This is a genomic window from Aquimarina besae, assembly GCF_042434905.1.
Classification (GTDB): domain Bacteria; phylum Bacteroidota; class Bacteroidia; order Flavobacteriales; family Flavobacteriaceae; genus Aquimarina.
In genome coordinates, this window is record NZ_CP170199.1 from 3,433,458 (window position 1) to 3,458,502 (window position 25,045).

At 34.5% G+C, this 25,045-nt stretch carries 18 protein-coding genes; 6 read left to right on the forward strand and 12 right to left on the reverse strand.

The window, feature by feature from the left end:
- Nucleotides 1–12 precede the first annotated feature (12 nt).
- The 3 genes from ACE94K_RS15035 to ACE94K_RS15045 all read left to right on the forward strand — a co-directional run bounded on the left by ACE94K_RS15035 (nucleotide 13) and on the right by ACE94K_RS15045 (nucleotide 4,788).
- On the forward strand, nucleotides 13–1,416 hold the full coding sequence (locus ACE94K_RS15035; protein WP_378173939.1) for a serine hydrolase domain-containing protein: 1,404 nt from the start codon (nucleotides 13–15) through the stop codon (nucleotides 1,414–1,416).
- 18 nt (nucleotides 1,417–1,434) lie between these two features.
- Nucleotides 1,435–2,967 carry a serine hydrolase gene (locus ACE94K_RS15040; RefSeq protein ID WP_378173942.1) on the forward strand — a complete coding sequence of 511 codons (1,533 nt, stop codon included), beginning with the start codon at nucleotides 1,435–1,437 and terminating at the stop codon, nucleotides 2,965–2,967.
- A gap of 156 nt (nucleotides 2,968–3,123) precedes the next feature.
- Entirely contained in the window at nucleotides 3,124–4,788 is a 1,665-nt protein-coding gene (locus ACE94K_RS15045) for a tol-pal system YbgF family protein (RefSeq protein WP_378173945.1), read from the forward strand.
- 1,002 nt (nucleotides 4,789–5,790) lie between these two features.
- Here ACE94K_RS15045 and ACE94K_RS15050 read toward each other — a convergent pair.
- The 10 genes from ACE94K_RS15050 to ACE94K_RS15095 form a co-directional block, all read right to left on the reverse strand.
- Nucleotides 5,791–6,171, reverse strand: coding sequence for a very short patch repair endonuclease (locus ACE94K_RS15050; RefSeq protein WP_378173947.1), 381 nt, complete (start codon nucleotides 6,169–6,171; stop codon nucleotides 5,791–5,793).
- A complete protein-coding gene (locus ACE94K_RS15055; RefSeq protein WP_378173950.1) occupies nucleotides 6,171–7,253 on the reverse strand; it encodes a DNA cytosine methyltransferase in 1,083 nt (360 codons plus the stop codon). Before ACE94K_RS15055 ends, ACE94K_RS15050 begins: the two co-directional genes overlap by 1 nt.
- A 3-nt stretch (nucleotides 7,254–7,256) precedes the next feature.
- Nucleotides 7,257–8,090 (reverse strand): NgoPII family restriction endonuclease, encoded by an 834-nt coding sequence (locus ACE94K_RS15060; RefSeq protein ID WP_378173953.1) that lies wholly within the window; start codon nucleotides 8,088–8,090, stop codon nucleotides 7,257–7,259.
- Between the two features lie 383 nt (nucleotides 8,091–8,473).
- A complete protein-coding gene (locus ACE94K_RS15065; protein WP_378173956.1) occupies nucleotides 8,474–10,651 on the reverse strand; it encodes a hypothetical protein in 2,178 nt (725 codons plus the stop codon).
- Between the two features lie 24 nt (nucleotides 10,652–10,675).
- Nucleotides 10,676–13,168, reverse strand: coding sequence for a hypothetical protein (locus tag ACE94K_RS15070; protein ID WP_378173959.1), 2,493 nt, complete (start codon nucleotides 13,166–13,168; stop codon nucleotides 10,676–10,678).
- Between the two features lie 38 nt (nucleotides 13,169–13,206).
- Nucleotides 13,207–14,112 (reverse strand): hypothetical protein, encoded by a 906-nt coding sequence (locus ACE94K_RS15075; RefSeq protein WP_378173961.1) that lies wholly within the window; start codon nucleotides 14,110–14,112, stop codon nucleotides 13,207–13,209.
- Between the two features lie 798 nt (nucleotides 14,113–14,910).
- Entirely contained in the window at nucleotides 14,911–15,510 is a 600-nt protein-coding gene (locus ACE94K_RS15080) for a DUF6642 family protein (RefSeq protein WP_378173964.1), read from the reverse strand.
- Nucleotides 15,511–15,864: 354 nt separating this feature from the next.
- The gene (locus ACE94K_RS15085) at nucleotides 15,865–16,530 is read right to left on the reverse strand and encodes an FAD-binding oxidoreductase (RefSeq protein WP_378173967.1); all 666 of its coding nucleotides are present in this window, start codon (nucleotides 16,528–16,530) and stop codon (nucleotides 15,865–15,867) included.
- Between the two features lie 340 nt (nucleotides 16,531–16,870).
- A complete protein-coding gene (locus tag ACE94K_RS15090; RefSeq protein WP_378184292.1) occupies nucleotides 16,871–19,363 on the reverse strand; it encodes an ABC transporter permease in 2,493 nt (830 codons plus the stop codon).
- A 53-nt stretch (nucleotides 19,364–19,416) separates the two neighbouring features.
- Entirely contained in the window at nucleotides 19,417–20,106 is a 690-nt protein-coding gene (locus tag ACE94K_RS15095) for an ABC transporter ATP-binding protein (RefSeq protein ID WP_378173970.1), read from the reverse strand.
- Between the two features lie 26 nt (nucleotides 20,107–20,132).
- Here ACE94K_RS15095 and ACE94K_RS15100 point away from each other — a divergent pair, with 26 nt between their 5' ends.
- The 3 genes from ACE94K_RS15100 (at nucleotide 20,133) to ACE94K_RS15110 (ending at nucleotide 23,737) form a co-directional block, all read left to right on the forward strand.
- Nucleotides 20,133–20,882: an arylesterase gene (locus ACE94K_RS15100; protein WP_378173973.1), complete on the forward strand. Its 750-nt coding sequence runs from the start codon at nucleotides 20,133–20,135 to the stop codon at nucleotides 20,880–20,882.
- Between the two features lie 111 nt (nucleotides 20,883–20,993).
- Entirely contained in the window at nucleotides 20,994–22,259 is a 1,266-nt protein-coding gene (locus tag ACE94K_RS15105; protein WP_378173975.1) for a tetratricopeptide repeat protein, read from the forward strand.
- Between the two features lie 290 nt (nucleotides 22,260–22,549).
- Nucleotides 22,550–23,737: a cation:proton antiporter gene (locus ACE94K_RS15110; protein ID WP_378173977.1), complete on the forward strand. Its 1,188-nt coding sequence runs from the start codon at nucleotides 22,550–22,552 to the stop codon at nucleotides 23,735–23,737.
- Nucleotides 23,738–24,102: 365 nt separating this feature from the next.
- Here ACE94K_RS15110 and ACE94K_RS15115 read toward each other — a convergent pair whose 3' ends face one another.
- Entirely contained in the window at nucleotides 24,103–24,549 is a 447-nt protein-coding gene (locus ACE94K_RS15115) for a hypothetical protein (RefSeq protein WP_378173979.1), read from the reverse strand.
- Between the two features lie 16 nt (nucleotides 24,550–24,565).
- Complete coding sequence (locus ACE94K_RS15120; RefSeq protein WP_378173982.1) at nucleotides 24,566–25,042, reverse strand: hypothetical protein; 477 nt, start codon at nucleotides 25,040–25,042, stop codon at nucleotides 24,566–24,568.
- Nucleotides 25,043–25,045 lie beyond the last annotated feature (3 nt).

Consider the following 25,045-nt stretch of genomic DNA (forward strand, 5'->3'; position numbering starts at 1 on the left):
CACACTTACAATATGACTTTTCTTAGGTTTTTTCTGTGCTGTTTGGTATTAGCTGGAATAACGTGTAGTGCGCAAGTATCTAAAGTTGTTATACACCAGCTGGAAACCAAGCTAGATTCTTTAATACATACTACGATGCAGGCACAGCATATTCCTGGTGCAGCATTTATTATTGTAAAAGATGGAAATGTAATTTTAAAAAAAGGGTATGGGTACACCAGTTTAGGGGAAGAAATAAGAAGAGTAGATCCTGATTCGACTATATTTAGAATAGGTTCGATTACTAAAACCTTTACGGCTACAGCTTTGTTACAATTGGTAGATCAAAAAAAGGTAGATCTTCACAAAGATGTGAACCAGTATTTAAAATCTGTTCAGGTACCAAAAACATATACAAAACCCGTTACATCTGTGCATTTACTCAATCACAGTGCTGGTTTTGATGAATTAACAGGTCGTGTAGTGTATCAAGAACAAGCAGTTATTCCTTTGAATACATTCTTAAAAGATCGATTAATTCGTATACGAGAACCTGGTTTAATTTCCAGTTATTCTTCCTATGGAATTGCCTTAGCTGGATTATTAGTAGAAGATGTGAGTGGATTACAGTTGGATGCATTTATGAAGAAAAATATTTGGGAACCTCTAGGAATGAACATGACATCAATGTTTCTGAATGATCAGGTAGAACGCTATGCGTCTTGGGGATATGAATATCAGCGTGGTGTTAATGTCCCACAACCTTGGGAATATTACCATACCTATCCCGCCTCAGATATCAATAGTACCGTTGCGGATATGGGAAAATATCTGAATATGCATTTAGACAACGGTATGCTACAAGATACAAGAATATTAAGTACTGAATCAGCAAAGCAAATGAAGGATCCACAATTGCGTGTACACGATATGATAGAAGCATTTGCTTATGGATTTTATGAAGAAGACGCTCAAGGTTTTAGAACTATTAGCCACGGTGGTGATATGCTTGGATATGCTTCATATATGGCTATGGTGCCAGAAGAAAAGCTAGGAGTTTTTGTTGTGCATCATCACGAAGGAACACGAATGCGATATGCTATGGTCGATATGATTTTAGAAGCTTTTGCAAAGAAAAAACCAGAAGAAGTTATGGAGCCTGGCAAAAAACAATCTGATCTAACAAAACTAGCAGGACACTATATGTGGACAACATATTGTCATACTTGCGAAACAGGCTGGAAACCCAATCGGGAAGAATTGGTTGTTAATAAGGATCATACATTTACAATCATGAATAGAACCTATGTAGAAATCGAACTTTTATTATTTAAAAGTACGGATGGTATGCGCACGTTGGGTTTTGTTGAAAATGAAAAAGGAGAAATTATCTATATGTCTTTAGGCGGAGCCAATATGTTTGAAAAAGTAGATTAATTTTATAAGATTATGAATATGAAAAGGAAAATGATAATTAAAAAATGGAAATATATTGTCTGCCTAATCTTTCTTAAAGCCGCAATTATTACCTCATGTCAATCAACCACATTGCACGATGTTGTAGAACTACAGGGGTTTGAAAAGGAAGTAGATTCTATCATGAATGTTTATCATACTGTTGGAGCGGCTATTGCTGTCCTTAAAGACGGAAAAGTGATCTACAAAAAAGGGTTTGGATATAAAGATTTAGAAAAGAAAGATACGGTTAATTCAACTACAGTTTTCGGAATTGGATCTTGTACAAAAGCATTCACAGCAGCTTTATTTGACATTTTTGAGCAAAAAGGACTTGTGCAATTAAAAGACTCGCCAAAGACCTATATTCCTGAACTTTCTTTTTATAATGATACCATGGACGAGCATATTAAAATTAGTGATATACTCTCACATAGAACAGGAATTCCTAATATTCCTACAGAATCTTCAGCTGTGTTTTTTAGATCAGATGATAGAAATGCAATCATTCCTCGATTAAAATATATTGAACCCCAAGCAGATGTAGGAGAAACCTGGATCTATAACAACTATTTATATGCTTTAGCAGGACGAATTACCGAACGGATTACAAAACAAGACTGGGAGGACAATTTGGCTGAATACATTTTTACTCCTTTAGAGATGAATACAACATACGCTAATGTGGTTACGGCAAGTAAAGATCCTAATTTTGCATTGGGATATGGAGTAAGTAGACGTGATACAATCCCTATGCAAGTATTACCAGAAAATTTTCCTACCAGAGATGCAGGTGGTAATATCTACAGTTCTATTGATGATATGACTAAATGGTTGAAGGTTTGGATGAGTCAAGGGTATTATAAAAAACAACGTGTTTTATCTTCAAAATATATAAAAGAAGCAACAGGTAATCAACAACTTATAAATACTGATAGTATCACTCAACAAAGCCAATATTATGGATATGGATGGATGAATAGTATGCAGAAAGGATATCGTAAAATAGAACATTCAGGAGGGATTTCCGGATATACTTCTAACGTTGTTTATTATCCTGACAAACAGTTAGGGATTATTGTATTAACTAATCAGAATACTGCCGGAACAGCCTTTGCTATTACTGATCGCATTAGTGAACGGTTCTTGGATATTGCTATCGAAACCGGCTCCAATGAGCCTTATTTTTCAACTGTCATTAGTCTAGAAGATCCTAAAACCCCAACAACCATTAATCAAACTGATCCACCTACACATTCATTAGTAGATTTGTCAGGAACTTATCATCATTCAGGATTTGGTGACATTAAGGTATATCTGGAAGAAGAAACACTATACGCTAAGGTTCCATTTACTACATTTCGCTTAAGTCATGAAGCCGGAAATCGATTTCAAGATCATTTTACAGAACGAAAATCTCAAGTAGTAGGAAACTTTTTAAATTTTACATTTCAGGTAAATGAACAAAACATAATTCATGGCATTTTATTAAATATATCCGAAGCAGGAATTCTATTTGAAAAAATAGATTGATACTAGTATATAGAATCTTTAATTATAACAATACGCAATTTCATTCTGAATTTATTTTAGAATATAATTGTGTTTGATTGATAAAATAAACAGAAAACATTGTAACAAATTAGGTAGGTAGGCGGACTAATAACCGTAACCAATCAATCAAAAATTATGAAAACTCGTTTAATCCCCATTGCGGTACTTTGTATTTGCGCATTTTTTACTGTTTTAAATGCTCAAGGGCAAGACGTATTAACCGCTAGCCAATGGCAGAAAGACCTTAGGTTTTTGCAAACCACGGTACACAAAGATCATCCATTTCTCTTTAAAAAAGTAACTGCAGAAGCTTTTGATACTTCTGTAGAGGAGTTGTATAACGAAATTCCTAATTTAGAAGATCACGAAATTCCGGTGTCATTTTCGCGTATAGTATCATTGTTCGAGTACGGACATACTCAAATTCCGTTTAGTACAGTAGCAAAACGCGGAGTCCTTCCTGTAAATCTGTACCATTTTAATGACGGAGTTTTTATAGAGGGAACTACCAAAGCACACCAAAAGATTCTGGGAGCCAAGGTTTTAAAAGTGGGAGGTAAGTCCATCGAAAAAGTGATGGAGTTGGTGCGTCCTGTTGTGCCTGTAGAAAATGATCAATATTTTAAAGCATATGGTTTACGTTTTGTAACGGTTCCGGATGTGTTGCATTCTCAAAAAGTTATCTCGAAAATCTCAGATAAGGTTTCTGTTACCTTACAAAAAAATGGAAAAACTTTTGAATACGTATTACCAAAGATCGAGTTAGAAAAAATGTCCAGAGATTATAGTTTAACTGTTCCCAATGAATCCTGGATTAGTGCAAGAGATACATCAGAAACTCCGTTATATTTAAAGGATTTACATGAAAAATATTATTATTTCGAATTTTTACCGGATACCAAGACGCTTTACGTACGCCAAAGTTCGGTTTTTAATCACGAATCCGAATCACTCAAGGATTTTTATAATAGGCTCTTTGAGTTTATAGATACGCATACGATTGACAAACTTATTTATGACGTACGACTCAATGGTGGTGGCAACAATTATAACAATTTACCACTGATCAAAGGATTAATGGCAAGGCCTAATATCAATCAAAAAGGGAAATTCTTTTATATCATCGGAAGACGAACTTTTTCTGCTTGTCAAAATCTAACCAATGAAATAGGCAGGTATACAGAAGCCATTATGGTGGGTGAACCAACTTCAGAAAACATCAATTTCTATGGAGATTCCAAGAAAGTTACATTACCCAATAGCAAAATCAATGCATATTTGTCGTTTGCCTGGTGGCAAGATTTACCGGCATGGGAAAATAGAGATGCTACTGTACCTAGTATAGCCGTTGATATGAGTTTTGAGGAATATAAAACCAATCAGGATCCAGTTTTAGCAACTGCATTAAACTATACCACAAAGAGCGATGAAATTTTCGATCCTTTTGAACATCTGCGTAATTTATTTATTGAGGGTAAATTTGAACAAGTGCAATCGGATGCAGCAAAATTTGTAAAGGATCCGAAATATAAATATTATGATTTTGAAAATGAATTTATAAAGACAGCAGCTCATGTAATGAAAGGTGGAAATTTGCAAGCGGGTTATTTTATATTAGGTATGGTCATTAAATTATATCCTGAATCTGCTAATGCTTTGTATCATTTTGGTGATGTGCAGCAAAAAATGAATAATCTGGAAGGCGCGAAAGAAGCGTATGATAAAGTCATAGCACTGAATACAGATGCATCTTTAACGAAATCAGCTCAGGAACGTTTAAAGGAGTTGGATAAAAAATAAATGTAGATAAGAATAGTAAAGGCAATGTGAAGTAATATTCATCTTTCTTTAAAATATTCTATTTTACATAATATAAATTATAGTACAAATGTATGTATTGAAGCAAATTGGCGCATACGTAGTATTTTACATAGTTGCAGATATCATAACACCGTTAGGTGTTTTATATCGTCAGCAATTATGTAAAAGCCAATTTGCGGATCTCTAGTTCTATTGTAACTATAATGTAGTATTATGTAAAATATCCCAGGATAATTCTATTTCATAGCAATATTAGCTACTTGGGTCATTAATATTTCTTTTAAGGCGTTTATGATTAAACTCTACGTTTGACATTTGTAGCTATAATTTGCCGTTATGTAAAATTGCCGCACCCAACCGCTTTATTGTTTTGTAAATAAAAATGCTCAATGCATTTTTATCTACACACAATTTGCCATCGCTTGGCCACACCAAAAAAAGCAAACACTTTTAGATAGCTTATAAATCGCGTACCTGCCTGCCGTTGCCGCATGGCAGGCAGGTTTGATAAAATATACGTGATAAAAGTTTTTATGCGATTCTCGTAAAGGTTTCCACAAGAGTATAAAATTACTCTGACGAGATAATTTCTATACACATGCTCACTGCAGAACAACAGATTAAACATTCTAAGGGCTTGCATACCTGCCTGCCGGCAGGCAGGTCTTTTTTTCTTGACCCTTCGATAAACTCAGGGTAAATGACAAAAGAACAAAAAAACCTGTGCTGAGCTAAACAAAAAAATCAAGCCTGCCTGCCGGAGCTTCGGCGCAGGCAGGGCTGCACAAAACTTTGGAAACAATGTACGGCGCAGTCGCTATATTTTAGAAAGCATTTTGACTCATAAGATCGCTTAGAACTCGAATAAGTATGTAAAACTCTGATTAAACCTTAGTACCAGATCTCTAAAATATTGACGCTCCTTTACCTATTGTTTGCGCCAAAGTTTTCTGAGGCCATTTTAAAAAAACAGGTTCTATTTTACATAATGTTGAAGATGTAACTTTGAACTTTGTTGATACACTTGTCAAGTTCTTTATTTATCTCTTTTTCCCAAAACCTAAATACTTTCCAGCCCATTTTTCGCAATGCTTCATTATTTTTTCGATCTCTTTCAATGGTTCTTTCTATTTTGGGAATCCAATAATCCCTATTTGATTTAATTTTTTGCTTCTTTTCTGACCAATTATATCCGTGCCAGAATTCTCCATCCACAAAAATTGCAATCTTATATTTTCTTATTACGATATCAGGTTTACCAATTACTTCTTCAACATTAAGCCTATACCTGATTCCTTTTTTCCATAATGCTTTTCTTAAAAGAATTTCAGGTTTAGTATTCTTAGACTTAATCTTCCGCATTATTGCGGAACGTTCTCTAGTTGTATCAAATCCGTATTTGCTTCTGACCATTGAGTTTTATTTGTAGCAGATATATATCCAGTAATGCCAATTGATTCTAAATCTTTCTTAATCTTTTTAGCCAAGACATTAGCAAGATCAACTGGTACAGCATTTCCTATCATTTTATATCCTGCTGTTACATTTTTGTAGTAAAAAATAAAATCATCAGGAAATGTTTGAATTCTTGCGCACTCCCTAACACTTAACCTTCTATATAAATGTTCTTTCCCTGGAACAAAAATTCTTTTATTTTGTTCAATAAATTTCATTTTTGGAGCTTGCGGGTGGATTGGTGCATGCCTCCCACCTGCTTGAATCGTAAAAGATTGTTCGTCCCAACTTCTAACTCTATTTCTCGACATAAAAATAGTTGAAAAATTTCCTATCATATATTCGTGATTGGGAACTTTACAATCTTCTCCATTAGTGTAATTCTTCTCTCTTGCGGATAAAACAGAGTCTTTCAAATCTCCTATTTTTTCTTCAAGTGTAATCTTTTTATCAAATTTTTCAGGAAATTTAAACTTAATATTTAAATCTCTTCGATAACCAATGAAGAAAACTCGTTTTCTGTCTTGAGGTACTCCGTAATCCGAAGCATTTAATAATTCAAAAGATAAATCATATCCAACCCCTGCATTTTTAAACATTTCTTTTATGTTTTTTAAAGCCTCTTTGTGTCTAGGTAATAACATTCCAGAAACATTTTCTGCAAGAAAGAATAAAGGTTGTTTTTTTTCTAAAACTTCAATAAAATTATAAAATAATTGCCCTCTTTTATCTTTAATACCTCTTAATGCCCCTGCTTCACTCCAACTTTGGCAAGGAGGTCCTCCAATTAACCCTATTGGATTGTCAGGAATTTCCTCTATTGAAATATTTCTCATACTTCTTTTATCTAATTCAGTATTAGGGTGATTCTTTTCATAAGTTTCCCAAATCTCTTTATCATATTCGTTTGCCCAAGCAATCTTAAAACCTGCTTTTTCAAACCCTAAATCGAGTCCACCAGCTCCAGCAAAAAAGGAAATTATTCTCATAAATTATACGTTGAATTTTATAAACTTAGCCTCTATTAAATCGGCTACATTATTTGGATTTTTTATTTTTAACTCTTCAATACTTAAATTTTTAAATCCTTCAAGAGTTTTTCTATCATTTTCGGGAAAAGAATTATATTTCTCAAGAGGCATTAAAACTCTCAGTTTGAAATCAGCTTCATCATTGTCATTTATGTAACTAAATACTTTATTAGGGTTAGTAATATGCCACATCCCTCTAATTCTTAAATCAGTAATTCCTAAAGGGTCAACTTTTTTAACTTTACCTAACTCTTTTGTTTCAGCAAATTCCACATCTCCAATTTCAATTATTCCCTCCTTTATTTTCTTTTTAATTCTTTCATAAGTTTCTTTTTCAGCAGCATAACAACTTCCATATACTAACCAAAGCCAATTAATTGAATCATCAGTTGTATAACCAACTGCATAAATAATATCTTTTTCTTTCCAATTTTCACATTCTCTACAAGCCTTGGTAATCATTGGACTATCAGAATATAATTTAGCTTTGGGATATGAACTATTTAAAGCTAGAGCTGTTCCTGGACTTTGTATCTTTTTTACTTCAATTGCATCTCCTCCTTTTATCATTAAATCAGGTGGATTGTTCTGATTTCCTAAATATGAGAAGCATTTATTATATTCAATAAGACTTTCTGCTTCGCTTTTACCTACTGTATTGGCAAATATGTCTTTTATATAAACTTCTAATGCTCCGCCAACACTATTAGCTCTATTTCGTCCCTCATAATAATCCTTTATTTTTACAATTGGATTATTTATAAGGTTTATTATTGCCTGAATTATATTAGTCATAATTACAAAAATAATTATTAATAAAAGCTAATTATTGAACCGTATTAATAGTTATAAACAATTGATTTAACATTCCCATTCCACACACATTCCCCTACTCTCCTATCGTCGAGCGGGCAATAAGTGTTCCATTACCTTTTTTAAAAGGAACTTTTCGTTAGAAAACTTTTAAAATAAACTGTAGAACAAGAAAACTTTGCTTTTCCCAAAGCAAAGTGACATAACGCAAGTACATTATAATACAAATATGTTTATATAAGTAAAACGGTGGTCCGCCGCGGCGGATTGATATAATATCAAATATAAGTACGTGTCAGCCCACCATTTTACTTTGAATAATTGAATTTATTTTCAATTTAATTAGAATATAGAATTTTATCGAATCATTCATCTGGTTTAAAGTAAATATATATTTTAGCGTTTGGATGAGTATTAGATACAAATTCTGCCTTAATTTTCGCAAAAATCTGGGCCCAATTTTCTGGTTTAGGAGCTGCAATTCCAATATCTAGTTCAAACTTAAGTGATGAATCTGATCTTTTTTCTGGAAACTCAAAATTATACTGTTCTTTAAATGTTTTTCCGTTTTCTCTTTTATTATTATTCCAGAAACTTCCAAAATCTGCAAAAGCATTACTATTAAAATTTTGAAGTTTTGGAGTAATACAAGTGTTTTTAATTTGTCTTGAAACATTATCAACATTACCTATCTTTAATGCATTAATAACTTTTTTATTTTCAGTGAAAAAATGCTGACGGAAAGTAAGAGACCCATCACTTCCTTTTGATTTAGCTACATAATCCATTGCTTTAATACCAGTTGGCAATCCATTGAAGTCTGGTAATTCTGACAGTCTTATAGCCTCCTCTTCAAGTCCTCTTTGGCCTTTACTCTTCTTTTTTCGAATTTGCTGTTCATATTTTTTATATTCATTTTTCAGCCTGTCTAAATCTGAAACGCTTTTTTCATAATCCCTCATTGATTTCTTATGTTTCCTTACAAGGGCTTTCTCCTTTGAAGTCAATTTTTTAGTGTTATTATAATTACCTAATGCAGCTAGACGCTTTTTACCAGCAATTTCTCTTAATTTTTTCTTATTAATAACTTTTTCAGTCTGTTGTCTGATAGATTTTTTTAGCAATCTTACTTTTTTATTAATGATTTTCCTTTCTGGAGTTAAAGTGCTAATTGTTCCTTGTTGATTTGGTTCAGTTGATTTTGAAGAGTTGGTTCCTTTGCTGGATGTACTTCTAGCTCCTGTCTCACTATGTTTTTTTTCATTATTCTTACCCCTTTTCCCAAAATTGAGAGGACTATTTAGTTCCTTAATCAATACTTGCTCCGGAGTTAAAACTTTGTGCCCCAAATTATCAGCCATTGAACGGGCACTTTTTGCCATTGAAGAGCTTGTTATTTTTCCAACTCCAAGAAGAAATAAGCTCTCCCAAGCAGCATTTATTTCTTCTTCCGTAGCTGTTCTTGTTTTACCATTAATAGTAATATTCCCTGAATTTATAATGCTTAATGCTCTTTGTATTACATATGAAGTTTCAACTGTATCAGCAATTTCTTTCCCTATTAATAAAGCCTTAATAGAAGTAGCTACATGGGGACTCAACCTAAGAGTTTTTCCCACTTTTTCCATAGTAGAAATTAAAGCTTGAGATTTAGTAATAGCTAATAATGGCCCTGTTAAACCTAGACCTGCACCTGCTTCCATATAAGTAGCATTTCTTTTACCCCATGGTGTCTTATAATCTAATCTGGCTTTTTCAAATCTAACATGCGTCCAATCTTTTCCTCTTATTTTTCCAACAATATTTGGAAGTAACAGTCCTACTTCAGAAAGGCCTTCCGTAACACCTATTAATCCGTTATAATGCGCTATATAGAAGTCAACCACAAACAACGAAGATTTCTCTCGTTGACTTAGTGCCCAGGCTGCAGCTTCTCTTAACCTTTTTGACTCTTTTTTCAACCACGCTCGGTAACATTTTTGTAGCTTAGGAAAATCTTTTGTTGAATATTCTATTGTAGTTTCTTCGTTCTCAAGAAGGTTTTTGATTTTTTTTCGTAAATCTGTATCATCAATATATAATGTCCAATTACAAGCATTATAAAGACTAATTAAACTATATCTTGTCAATGTAATATTAAATTGAAAAAGAACTAATTTGAAGAACCTAATACTTAGTTCTCTTCCAGGTTTTTCAATCCATTCAAATGACTTATCAATTGGTACTGGTAAAGATTTATAAACAACAGGTATGCTCTTTTTTGGAATATTCACTTCTATAACCTCTGCCATGCGATAAAGCATAAGACTTAATTGGTTAGCGAGTTCATTGACACTTGTTTTAATTTGGTTATCATTATGCGTATCATAACCTAGAGATGACCATTTTTTTGGTTTGGTCTCATGGGATATCGATATCTGCTTTTTTGGTTTAGATCGAATACCACGAGAACCTACACCAAGCCCTTTATTATCTTTAGTTATATTGCTCACTTTTAGTTTTATATTCTTAATGCTACTCTTAGACTTACCTTTTTTACTCAATAAGACTTTTCAATTAGTAATTAACTAATCATCAAGCAATCCTCCGACTAAATTTTCATTCTTTGAATGTGCAGCAACTACAACCTTAGAAATATCTGGATCAAAATTGTTTGGTGTGTTTTTTAGTAGTTCTCGGCGGTCATTTTTCAGTACCTCCGCCTTTCTTTCTTCATCGGCTTTTAATACGTCAATAAAGCGATGGGCACGTTTAAATGGTTCTAATGCAACTCCGCTTCCTAATAGTAAGCTAACGTATAGATTATTAGAGTCAACCAGGAATCGCCTTGTGGCATTCTTTTTAAATAAGTAAGTTCCCCACTCTTCGGTGCTAATTTCATAACTCAATTTTCCATCAACATTTCGAATAATTTCACCTTCCAAAATCAATTGTTTATCCAGACGTGGCAAGAATGAAATAAAATCTAAAACTGTTTCATCTGTCAACAATTTAAGGGATTCTGGATCCAAGTTCTCTGCTTCCTGAATAAATGAATCGAGTGCCGGATCACGTAAGGCAGTTCCTTTCAAATTGGTATAAGTATTTCTGTTGATATTCAAAACCTCGTGAAGAGGTAACTTAATTTCCCCATTAGGAGTATCTAATTTTAACTCTATCAATTGTTCTGAATCAAAATCTGGTGGTGCCAACGCGAAAACAACATAATTACCGGTAAAACCAATGGGCGTTATTTCATTAACTATATCACCCAATGCTACCCGCACTTCGGTAGGTTGATATTGAGTCACATCTTCTTCAACTCCATCCTCGACAAAGGGCCCTTTCCATATAAAAGGTACCGTTCTACCTTCTTTTTTATAGCGGAGCATTCTCTGTTCTGCATCTTCTCTTGCCCAAATTGCCCTGCAATAGTGTAAAATATTATCACGAATATGGTTAAACAATCGGGATCTTTTAATGTCACGCAATTTATTTGCACGTAATCGAGCCTCTTCTCCTTTTCTAAATTGGTCAAATTGACGTTGGGGTTCAGCATATATGTCAGGAACATCCAGTCCTCCGAGTCCATTTAGATTTCCTGGCGTATTAAAGTTTGCGAATTTTGTATTTGCTTGTTTGAGCATTGACGTGTAATGGTCATCTGCACTATTAAAATTAATCAGTGAATCAATATCTTCATCCTGAATTAATTCGTTTAATGTTTGTCTGAATGACTCATCAATAAGTTCTTCTGCAATAATCCAGTCATTACGCCTAACCCAAGAAATATTTATCTCATAAGGTGCTGGTACTTTTTCTGCTACAAAAACAACATTCTTTACTGAAAAAAGATAGGTGTAAACCTCATACTGATATTGTAACATATGGTATTGGATGGTAAGTGGCACTTCATCATTCTTATTTGTTACTTCTGATGTTGTTGATTCTTCAAATCCTGTTTCAGCCTCTGTGCTTACCGTAACTTTTGTTTGGCGCCTTATTTTTGATGCCGTTTTTTTCATCTTTTCACTCAAGGAAGATGTAGTATTTTTACTGCTGTTTTCTTTTGATCCACCCATTTCTCCGCTTAAACTAGCTCCAAACCCCATGCTTGCAATTCCATAACTAGCACTAGCCGACATACTCCAATTTTCATTACTCGCAGCTTCAGCTATAATTTCATTTGAACCTTTTGTTGTGTCTGTGCTCTCAGAAGAAGTTTCTGACTCAATATTGCTTTCTGAATTTGTTGTTCTTTTTTTGCGTCGTGTAATTTTAGTTGTAATTTTTTCTGATTGCCCAGGTGCCAGTGGAATCGTTTTTACAATTTCACCCGGCTGTAGACCAATGGTTTTCCATCGTTGCCTATAAACTAAAGAGGTGCCAACATTTACAGATCCCGAAGGATAGAATTCAAAAGGATATTCCAAATCTGCAACTAGGTGTGTACCGTCAATTTGTATATCCTTGAATTGGACATTTTTTATAGAGTGCATAAACCATTCCCAATCGAAAACTGGCTCCCGGTAAGCAGGTTCCTGCTCAGTATCAAGTGTTAATTGGCTTCTGGATACCACCAAATCCTCAATTCTTTCAGCTTGTTTCTTTAAAAATTTATATAGGTGAACATTGAAAAAATATGGAATAACTCTGTCATAATCCACCATTTGTCGTATCAAATCCCTATGAAGGGAATATAAAGGATGCAATACCTCTTTCTGCAATAGACCTATGGATAGTTTTGAGATCGCAGTGTTTAACTCTGATATGGAAATGGACGTTCCTTCAGCAAATGCCTTTTTGACACTTGCCTCTAGCCTAACAAGTAAATCGGCCATATATTCCAAAATTTCATGGCTGGAACCTGTACTTTGTAAATCATTGATATAATTTATTCCTTCATTTGTCAAAGGAGCTAAATCAACTTTTTTAAAATCGGACGGATTTAATAGAAATTCATATTTTGAGAAGTCCTGAAAAGTTACATCATCTAAAGTTTTACTGCTTATTGATTGGGCCAGATTATCTGCCACATTACCCAATATATCTGATACTACTTGTGAAATATTTTCATCCATTACTATTCATCCTTTTAGTTAATTTTTGTTTTATCTTTTTACTCTTTATTAGAAAACATAAATAAAGGAGTGGGTTCCGTTTCAGACAACTCAAGGACGTCTGGTACTTTTGGTAACACAATGTCTACATTGCCTGTTAATTCATTTATAATTATGTGCGGTTTCTTAATATTTTTAAAGGTTAAGTTTTTGTTTTTATACCGCTTAATACCCTTAAAACTTAAGACTTTATCTGGCTGGCTGTTTTTGCTTTTTAAGCTTAGTTGTTTTATAGTCTTATCAAAAACTACATCTGATAAATCAATAATCGATGAATCAGCTTTCTGTTTCATCATAGGTATACTCAAGGACATAGTGCCTTGAGATTTCCCAAATTTAATTTCATAAAGCTCTTTGGCCTTTATAATCCTATTATTAAACTGCTTAGAAAAAGAGATTACATTTGAATCTAATGCCTTCACATTTCCTCTTTCAATTTTTTCGAGATGCATGTCAAAATCATCTGATGATCTCTTGGAATCAATTAAAGGAGATAAATTTTTAAGATCTGAAAATCGATCTAATACTGAATGTGGAATCCTTAGGAGAATCTCTTCATTTTCAGTTGCATTTATTACAATTTGACTGGCAACATGAATAATATTTCTACAAGAAGAAGAACCAGCTATTTCTGGTGATTGAACTGTATACCAAAGATTGTAAGATTCATTTTCTGGATTAACAATATAAGATAATCGAGCTATTCCATTTTTATTTGTGTAGGATGAACCTAATCTGCCTGCATTGATATCTTTCCAATTATTCATTTTTAATATTTCCCAATTTTTTGACTCTAGAAAATCTTTTGGGATACTAAATTTAGGTGTTGTATACCAAGTCACCATAAGATTAGATATAGGCTGAGAGTTCTCATGCTCAATAATATTTGTTATTATATTTGCCATAATTTTTTACTTTGTATTTAGTATATAACTGCTTGAGTCTTTCTCCAGTATTTGTTAGTTAATCACTTATTATTTTTCTAATTAAATTTTTTGTAAGCTTTTCACAGTATCTAATAATTTCACATTCTTTCAAAGAAGGTATAGACTTTATTTTGAATTTGTAAGTTAATATGTTTTTGATTAGAACCCTCTAGTGTTTACACCCTTAAAAAAGGGTGTAAACACTAGAAATCTTCAAGATTTTTTCCATCTTTAATGGAAGGTTGTTATTAAGATAACTAAGAATAAAAAATTTCTTAAAACCAACTATCCCCGTTGCAGAGCCATAGGGGTATTTCGCTGGTTTCGTTTTGATCTTGGGATCAAAAAACGAAATTTTATATTTCCCTTTCACCCCAACCCTCTCCCCCGAAAGGAGAGGGAGAAATAGGAAACCCCGAGTCAGAGCATCGTGGAATTCTTTAGATTAAAATTGTAACGTTTCATTCCATTCCACACATCTTCCTGACTGTAGACAGGCATTACTCATTATTTGCAATTTGATATTTAGGAAATCGTGAACCTCTAAAGTTGGTTTTCCTCTACGCTCCTATCCCTTCGACACTTCGACAAACTCAGTGTAAACATGCTCAGTGTGAAAGCTTCGTGTGACCGCCAAGGACAGGCGTCACGCAAGTACCTTACAGTACAAATGTAAATGATGGATGCTTGCATTTTAAATCATTACAGAACTGCCTGCGCACATGATTCTGCAGACAAGGTATAAAGACACCGCCAGATGTTCTATATTGCCAGTGTTTAGTAATACAATCTAAAATCAAGCAGTTTACAGGCTTTGTAATGTCTTTGATGCAACTCTTCTACAACATCTAACATATTATCATCTTCTTTAAATAAGTTAAAGAATGCTATATCAAGATCTGAGCTAGTTATTCCGTTATATTCATTTCCATACCCAGAAACACCTTTTGCACCAGTGATATCCAAAAAATATTGTGCTTCTTCTTCGTTTAAATCTAGAACTTTTGCATTTGAAAAATGTAAAATCTTTCCTTTTAATCTTCCTTCAAAAATTTCTGCAATTTCTTGTAGACTATAATAATAGTCATTCAAACAAATACTATTTGCTTCACCTGTGATCACGAGGTAGATTATTTCATAGTTTTTAAAATTATGATCATCCAAGACCAATGCATTTAAGCTAGCTTCTAAACCTTCAATGGTATCACATGTTTTATAAATACTTGCTACTCCATATTGCGAAGTCAATTTTTCCAATTTCCTTTGTGCTTCAGTAATCTTGTCCGTTTCTATATCATGAACCGCTTCTAAACAGTAAATGAAATAATCTATATCTACAAATTGTTCTTGAGGCAATTGCTGTCTTTTCTCTAACAAATTTTCAGGATTTATGTAACGTATTTAAATATCAAAAATAATATAACTCTTTTATTCTTCTTAACCATTTCATATAAAACACCTAAAAATAAGAAGCTATAAAAAAATTAAAATCCACTTACTGTATTTGAATTACTAAAAAATACTAAACTAGAATATCATTATCATCTGCATTGGCATTCCTACTTCGCTTCTATCCTTCTACAACACTTGTACACTTCAATAAACTCAATGTAAACTGCTCAATGTAAACTGCTCAGTGTGAAAGCTCAGGTTAACAACTTATTGGACAGAGCAAACAATTAATTTAGTAAGAAGTTTTAATATTTATTGTAGTATAAGATAGAGAGCTTTCTACTCCTCTGATACAATCAAATCATCAGAAACACCTAGTTTTATCAAATCAGCTTTGACAGCATTTTCCATTTCTGGTGGTCCACAAACATAGACGGGTTTTGCAGTATTTAGGTTTCGCTTTTGTAAGTATTCGGCATTGATATGACCGGAGTCATAGGTATCATTTGACGCTTCGGATAGTATAAAGTGGACATCGTTACCTAACCAGGTTTTTAAATTATCTTTTAAAATGATATCACGCTCTTCTTTATTTCCAAATATTAGCGTATTGCCTTTTAGTTGATCTTTGTGGAGTAAATCTTTGAGAATAGCAATAAAGGGCGTAATGCCTGCACCACCAGCAATAAATGTACCTTCTCCTTTAAATTCTATAGCACCCCAAGCATCACCGATCACTAGCTCGTTTCCTACTTGCAGCTCTTGTAATTGATCGGTTACCCCGTTATGAGATGGATATACCTTTATGGTAAATTCTAATCGGTCATCTTCCGGCAAACTGGTAAACGTAAAAGGGCGTTTTTCATCCTTCCAGCCATCTTTTTTAATCGCGAGCTCTGTAGCTTGTCCAGGTCTAAAGGTATAGTTCTTTGGTTTATCAGCAACGATGCGTAGTACGTTGTGATTAATATGTTCAATATGCTGAATGCTAATTGTGTGTTCCATCGTAATATGTTTTATTTAATATTTCCGAAGATAGAGTATGGCTGTTAATGAGATTAACTCAATTCGCAAAATTGTTAGTTCGAAAGCTACAGTGATTCGAGGTTGTCTAATAAGCCTATAAAACCTGAAATTGTCAGTCTGAGCCTGTCGAAGACATTTTGAAAATCAAAAAGTTAAAACTTCGACAGGCTCAGTTTGACATTGTAAAGTAACTTTTTAGACAGCCTCTTTTCTATTAGCTTTGATCGTTCTATCATAGCAATACTGTGAAAAAAGAATTTTCCGTTTGAAGTGACACTACCATTGTAAGCACATGTTTATTAAGCAAGATGATTCATAATTATCCCACTTTTCTCAAAACTACCAACGGCGGACTTTTTAAAACACTTTTGATATTACTCAATCCAATTGCCAAAACAACCAATACAATCGCAGGTAAAAATATAAGAAACGGTACTCCGGATGGTATAAAAGGTTCTTCAAACAATATGGTAGCCAACAATTGGCTGCTCACCAATGATAACAGAATCCCTGCAAGACTGCCTAAGATGCCTAAGTACAAATATTCAAGCGCAGTGATATTCAAAATCTGTCTGCTTTTGGCACCAAGCGTTCGTAATAATACACTTTCTTTGATACGCTGATATTTACTCGTACGCACAGACCCAATCAATACAATCAATCCTGTGAGAATACTAAAAAACGCCATAAAATTAATCACCCAAGAGATCTTTCCTAAAATGTCTTCGATAACTGTGTAGATCTGTCTTAAATCAAAAACCGTTACATTAGGAAACTTACGTACCAGTTCCTGCTGCAACTCGGCTGATTTGGTATTATCAGAAACATAGGTAGTGAGTACGTTAAATTGTGGTGCTTTTTCTAACACTCCTTTAGGAAAAACGACCATAAAATTTAACTGTAATCGGGTCCAGTCTACCTTTCTGATGCTTCCTACGGTGGTTTCCATCAATACACCTTGTATGTTAAAAGTGACTGTATCCCCTACTCCAAGGTTGGTGTCTTCTGCCAATCCTTCAGAAATGGAGATCATTACTGTTTCGTTAGGTTTCACAGCTGATACCCAATTTCCTTCGACAACGGTTTCCGAAGAGATCAGAGAATCCCGGAAAGTGGTTCTAAATTCGTGGTTCAATACCCATTCGCGAATCGTTGTAGTTGTATCCTTTCGGATTTCGTTAGCTAATTTTCCTTGTATGCTGTGCATGCGCATAGTAACGATCGATAGGTTATCAATCACTTCAGATCCGATATTGGTGATACTGGCTACTGCTCCATCGCGTTGTTCGGGCTGCACATCGACTAAAATGATATTGGCTTGATCAGCGTCATTGTCCAACTTCGTTTTTCCTAGTAGGATATCTTTGGTAAAATACAACGTGCTGATCAGAAAAGTCCCTAACCCTATAGAAAGCACAAGTACCATTGTTTGATTGTTAGGTCTAAAGAGGTTTAATAGACTTGTTCTGGCGGTAAACCCCCAGGAAGCGGGAAAATAGTGTTTGATAGCTCTAATAAATAAAACAGATATGCCTGCCAGGATACCGAAAGCTACGAAAATGCCTATCACAAAGGCCGAAGCAAATTTTAGGTCGTTAAATATCCAAAGGGCAAATAGCAATACAAAAAGAATGATAGCTGCAAAAACGTAAATTCTAACCTTTCTGGAGCGTACAGAACGTTCTTCTGAAACTCGCAATACTTCTAATGGAGAAACATACCAAGTGCCTAGCAACGGCAGCAAGGCAAACAATACGGACATACAAACACCCAACGATAATCCCATCATAATGGGTTGTAATGACGTTGAAATCTCAACTTCGAACGGTAAAAATTCCTGCAAGAGTGCAGGGAGTGCGTACTGCAATCCTATTCCTAAAACCGTTCCTACCACGCCTCCCATCAATCCCATGGCAGCAATTTGTATTAAATAAATAAAAAAAGTTTGTTTCCTGCTAGCTCCTAAACATTTAAGTACAGCAACATCTGTCAACTTTTCTTTGATATAAATATGAACCGAGCTAGCAATGCCAATACAACCTAATAACAGCGCAATAAATGCTGCTAAATTCAGGAACTTACCTAGATTACCATAACTACGACCGATTTGTCTACTGGTGCTGGTATGTGTATCCAGGTCTGCATTTTCGGCATCTAAAATTGGATCTAAGTTTTTCTCTAATGCATCAAGATCCATATCCGGATCTACAAAAAAGTATTGATATTCTTTTCTACTCCCCACTTGCAGTAGTTCTGTCTTTTCAACAAACCGGTAGGGAATTAATACCGTAGGTGCTACGCTTGTTGAAACCCCCGAACTTCCTGGCATCGAATTGATAGCACCGATAATCGGAAAAGTAACCGCTCCTAACTTAATGGAGTCACCAGGTTTGATATTATATTGCAGTAATAAGGTTGCATCGACTAACGCACCTCCTTTTGGCTGATATTCGGTAGCAGCACCCTCGGGTTCTGTTTTTAGGGTTCCGTAGAACGGAAAGTTTCCTTCCATACCACGAACCCGCACCAATTTGGCAGCGCCATTTTTAGGAAATGCTGCCATGGAAGGAAAACTCACTTCTTTGGCATCTGCTCCCAAAGAGTCAATGATCGCCTGTACCTTTTTATTAGGGAGTTGCCTGCTATCGATCAAATAATCAGCTCCTAATAATGATTTGGACTGTGCCTGAATATTCTCTTTCAGGTTTTCGCTAAACAATTGTATCGAAACTACGGCGGCAATACCCAATATAATCGAAGCCATAAATAACAATAATCTGGAAACCCCTGCTCTACCGTCTCGCCAGGCCATTTTTAATAACCAAGAGAATTCTGCTCCAGAATGTGAACCTTTCTGTATTTCTATCACTGCACAAAAGTTTTCTCATTACTAATGATCTTTCCGCCCTTTAACCGAAGGATCTGTTGCGTTCTATTGGCGAGATCCAAATCGTGCGATATAATGACCAATGTTGTTCCGGCTTCTTTATTCAATTCAAAAAGAAGTTGAATTACCTTTTCTCCGGTCTCCTCGTCCAAATTTCCGGTAGGTTCGTCTGCGAATAAAATAGAAGGCGAATTTGAAAATGCTCGCGCCAATGCTACTCGTTGTTGTTCTCCTCCGGATAATTGCGAAGGATAATGATGAAACCTATCTTTTAACCCTACTTTTTCTAGTAATTCTATACTCTTTTTAGCAGCATTTTTAGCGCCTTGTAATTCTAAAGGTACCATTACGTTCTCCAAAGCAGTTAAGGTGGGCAATAATTGGAAATTCTGAAAGATAAAGCCTACTTCTTTGTTTCGTAATTGCGCACGCTCATCTTCATCAAGCTCATCTAAACGTTGTCCGCATAACTCTACAGAACCTGAATCAGGTTGATCTAATCCTGCACAGAGTCCTAATAAGGTAGTTTTACCACTTCCGGAAGGACCCACAATGGAAAAGGTAGCTCCTTTTTCAACTTCAAACGATATGTGATGTAAGACTGTTAGTTTTTTAGAACCACTGCTATAAGTCTTCTCTAGCTCGTGGATCTTTAATATATTTGACATATAGACTTCAATTAATTCTGTAGGAAATGATAAAGATGAAAAATAAGCAAATGATTTTAGATTTATTGACCAGGTGTAGCGCGATTTCCTTAAAGTTTTGTTATTTTTTGTTTTTTGGCTTATTACTTTCCTGCGGAAGCGAAACGTCTAAAAAAGAACCTGTAAAGACGGAGAAACCCACTGAAAGCAGTGTTACTGAGACACCTACTACAGATGCGACCAAGACAATTTTGATTTTTGGAGATAGTCTAACTGCAGGTTACGGTCTTGATGATATCAATGAAGCTTATCCGGCAATTATACAAGCTAAAATCGATTCTCTAAATCTAGGATATACAGTGGTAAATTCGGGAGTTAGTGGAGAAACAACTGCAGGCGGTAAAAGGCGTATCGAATGGGTTCTTAATCAAAACGTAGATGTGTTTATTTTGGAGTTAGGTGCTAACGATGGATTACGCGGAGTACCTTTAACAGAAACCAGATCTAATCTTCAGACGATTATTGATGCTGTACGAAAGAAAAATCCTGACACAAAGATCCTATTGGCAGGTATGCAATTACCACCCAATATGGGTCCGGAATACACAACAGAATTCAGAACAATTTTCCCTGAGCTGGCAAAGAAAAATGAATTAGAGCTCATTCCTTTTCTTCTAAAGGACGTAGGAGGTGTTGAAGCATTAAATCAAGCGGATGGTATTCACCCAACTGCTGAAGGGCATCAAATCCTGGCTACTAATGTTTGGGAAGTTTTAGAAAAGGTGATACAGCAGTAAAAAGCAAAATAACATCATATAGCTTAGAATAAATCCCAGTTTTCAGGGATGCTTCTTATCTCAATTTATAGTTAGATTTACCCATAATAACTTACATACACTACAGCAAGGATGGGAGAAGAAATAAAATGGTTTGAAGAAATGACCGAATATCTTTTTAAAAGTTATAGATCATTATTTTTAAAACAATTAGACAACTATGAACCGGAGTCTATAAAAAAGATATCCTTGCTAAGAAATCAATATCTGGATTGGGATGAAGATGATAATGATGAAGTTGTGGTCGACTATTCTTTAGGAATCTATTCACAAGATCAGATGCGGGCACTAAAAAATAAAATAGATGAAACCTCTGTTACAACAGTTTTAGAAGATGTTGAGGATTTATGGGGACCGCCGGGAATAAATGATGCTTGGGAGGATAGCTATAACTATAGTGAAGATTTTGAGATGTTCCAGCATTGTGTTGTTCTTGCCAATGTAGCACAGAGACTACTGGAAGATCCGGAAATAAAGCCTTTTTTGATGAAAAAAGCCTCAGTTTTTTTAAAGAGCTTTGGAGATTTTGATGAAGAATGTTCGGTACCTATGTACCACGGAAAAATTCCGGAAATCGAAATTCGAAAAAAAGTGGTAGAAGATTTTGTTACTACCAAAGAAAATAAAGCACTATTGTTATCTCTTTGGAATAAAAAAATAACAGAACCCGGAAAAAGTTTTCTTAAAAAAATCGGCATTAACGTACTACCCAACTATCCGAGTGAAAGTGATATCAGTAAAGAGTTATTCAAGGCAAGACATATATTGGTACAAAAGGAAGAGGATGGCAAGAGCCAAGATGTTTGTCATAAAGCAGCTATTGCCAGTTTGGAACCTTATTTAGAAGAAATTGAACCCTTTACAGGAAAAAAGACTAAAAAAATTGAAGAAGCGATAAAAGAACACGAAAGAGCTTGCAACTATCTGGGATTATGGTATAAAAACCTAAATAACTACGACAAAGCAGAAAAATGGTGGAGAATTTGTTATCAAATCCTACCCACAGAAAGTGGTACTCTAAATCTCTGTTTACTATACAAAAATAACAAACCTAACTCCCCCGAATTTGTAAAAATTTGTGAGCACATAACATCTATTTATGACAAATTATCCTCATACAGTCAGATGTATGCTTGGGAGTATCTAGCTACTGCTTACGTACTGAACGAAGACATAGAAAAAGCCAGCCTTACTTTTAAAAAGTTAATAAAAGACAATCCTGATGAAGATATAAAGTACTATAAATCACTAGCGAGTAACGCATTAGATATCTTATTCGAACGAAAGGAGGAAAAAGACGAACCTCTAAAGAACAAATTGCTCAGTGTTTTTGAATAATGAAACAAACATTGTATATGTAATTATTACTTAATTATCTATGAACAGTATTCCTTCTACATTTACTATTATACGAGGGTAAATGAGTCCCTCTATTTAGGGTTAAGTCTGTTGAGATCATTCATTTCAAGCCCCTTAGGTCTTTGTTCACGACTGTGGGAATATATCTATAGAGGAACCCTGTATTAATTATTCGCTAGCTTTTATTGAATAAATTATATAATTAGAAATATACTATGAACAGAACCTAAAAAAAGAACTACTTTTAACAATACATAAAAAATTACATCTTGATATTCTTTACTTCGTTGCTAGATCCAATTATTACCATGGTTTCTATCTTGGCGATATTGGTCATTATTATCAGTATTATTCTCAGAAAATTTAACCAAACCTATATCATAGGGTATATACTGGTCGGAGTTATTTTGGGAGATCACGGATTAAGTGTGGTAAAGGATAGTGCATCTATCCATTTACTTGGAGAATTAGGTGTGATTCTTTTACTGTTCTTTATCGGAATGGAAATCAATCTTATCGATTTTCTCAAACGGTGGAAGCTTGCCGTTATCGGAACGCTTGCACAAATTATAATTAGTGTTCTTTTGGTTTTATCGATTGGATATTATTATGATTGGAGTTTTGCGAGATCGGTAGTTCTTGGTTTTGTTATCGCGTTGAGCAGTTCTGCCGTGGTGATCAAGCTATTACAGGATAAAAAATTGATCAACACCAAAGTTGGGAAAAATGTGCTTAGTATTCTTTTGGCACAAGATGTGGCTTTGGTACCATTACTAATTATTATTTCGCAATTAGGCGGAAAATCAGAGTCGATCCAGAGTGTGATCTTAATGATAACAGGGGCGATTTTAATTATTGCCGTTTTGGGATATATCTATGTAAAAGGCATTATCGTACTCCCCTTCTCTAAAAAAATATACAGAGATCATGAATTGCAGGTATTTATGGCAATTTTTTTATGCTTTGGAGGTGCGTTAGCGACCTCTTTCTTCGGACTATCTTCGGCCTTGGGTGCTTTTGTTGGAGGAATGATCATTAATGCTGCAAGAGCTACTCATTGGATACACGATACGTTACATTCTTTTAGAATACTGTTTGTTTCTTTCTTTTTTATAAGTGTTGGTTTACAACTGGATCTGAGTTTTATTCAGGAAAATTTTTGGACTATTCTGCTAGTTATTTTGGTGGTTTATATTGTAAATCATTTACTGAATTCACTAATTCTACGTGTGTTCTCATGCAATTGGAAAGAAGCATTATTGGGTGGCGCATTACTAGCTCAAATTGGTGAATTAAGTTTTTTGCTGAGTTCTACAGCATACGGATTAGAAATTATTGGGGACTTTGGGTATAATTTTACCATCAGTCTTATTTCGCTAACACTAGTCGTTAGTCCGTTTTGGATTGCGCTTACAGAAAAGTTAACGGGGTATCCTACAAAAAATAAACCTTCTTGAAAAACCTGTATGATGTAAAACGTCGTTTCTAAACTTGAAGAAAATTTAATAACTAAAAGCTGCGTATTTTTGTGGTGTGTATTCAGAAGTTTTTTAATAGTATGTTTTCTATTTGAGATCGTAATTCAGGTTTGTTTTAGCTCATCAATTTATCAAATACAATGGTCAGTAAATCTTTAAAACTGGTTTGGTATAATTCAACTTTAAAAGACTTTGCAATACATTCAAAAGTAGTATCGTGAAAGCAAAAAAAGAAGTGCTTGATGTTTTTCCAATTTTCTGAATTATAATTACTGTGTATACTATTTTCTTTCTGAATTTCTTGTATCCAGTTCGAATTCATAATTTGTAGAGGAGCATAGAATTCAAGACCTTTTCCATATAATTGGATGACCTTCTAATACTTCATCGTTTGGTGAACCCAACTTTGCAGATGTACAATGCTCAAATTCAACCAAAGCCAACGAGGCAACGTTATCGCTTGCAGTATCCACCACAGTAGTATACGTTCCATCCCAGTTTGGATCAACCGATTTTATATAAAACAGTAAATATGCTTTATTGTCATTCATAAACAAATGAGGTAAGGGAGCCCCTACATCCCAAGCTACTGGAAAGTCAATAATATCAGCATATTCTTCGTTTTTTGAAGCAGCGAGTTGACGTTCACAAATTAGAAGATTCTTAGAGGCTTCATTAAACTCTTGCCAATCTTTTCCTGTGTTTGATGTTCTAATTGCCAGACTTGCTTTTTTAAGCCTGGCTTTAGCTAGATTCAAATTCTTTTCATAACCATTTACAGTTATTGACATAGTTCAACTCTTTAGTTTATTGTCTTTCCCAATCGTTTTGTTGGATCACTTTTATTTTGGTGATATTGTTTAAATCTATATCAATAATTGCACCTGTATCTCCATAACATATTAGGTGTTCGTCTTTCACTTCTGCTTTGTGTATAGGATTTGAAAATGTAAAAAAGATAGCCCAATTTAATTCTCCTGTTACCGTTGTTGAAGCAATGTAACCTTCGTTACCCATAGCCCCATCACCAAATACAAATTTTTGATTTTCATACTCAAAAGCACCGTGATAAATGTCGATTTCCGTCCAAATATCATCATCATATTTTAGAATTCCTTCTAATGTAGTGTCACATAGTGGAAACCAAAAGCGTTTGCTATTTTTTGTTTCCGTTTCAATAACACTATAGGTATTCGCAATAGTAAATGTTCCATCCCCATAGGTGATGCAATCGTAACCGGGTAGATAGCCTTCTTTCCATTTTTCTTGTATTTTTTTATTCATCTT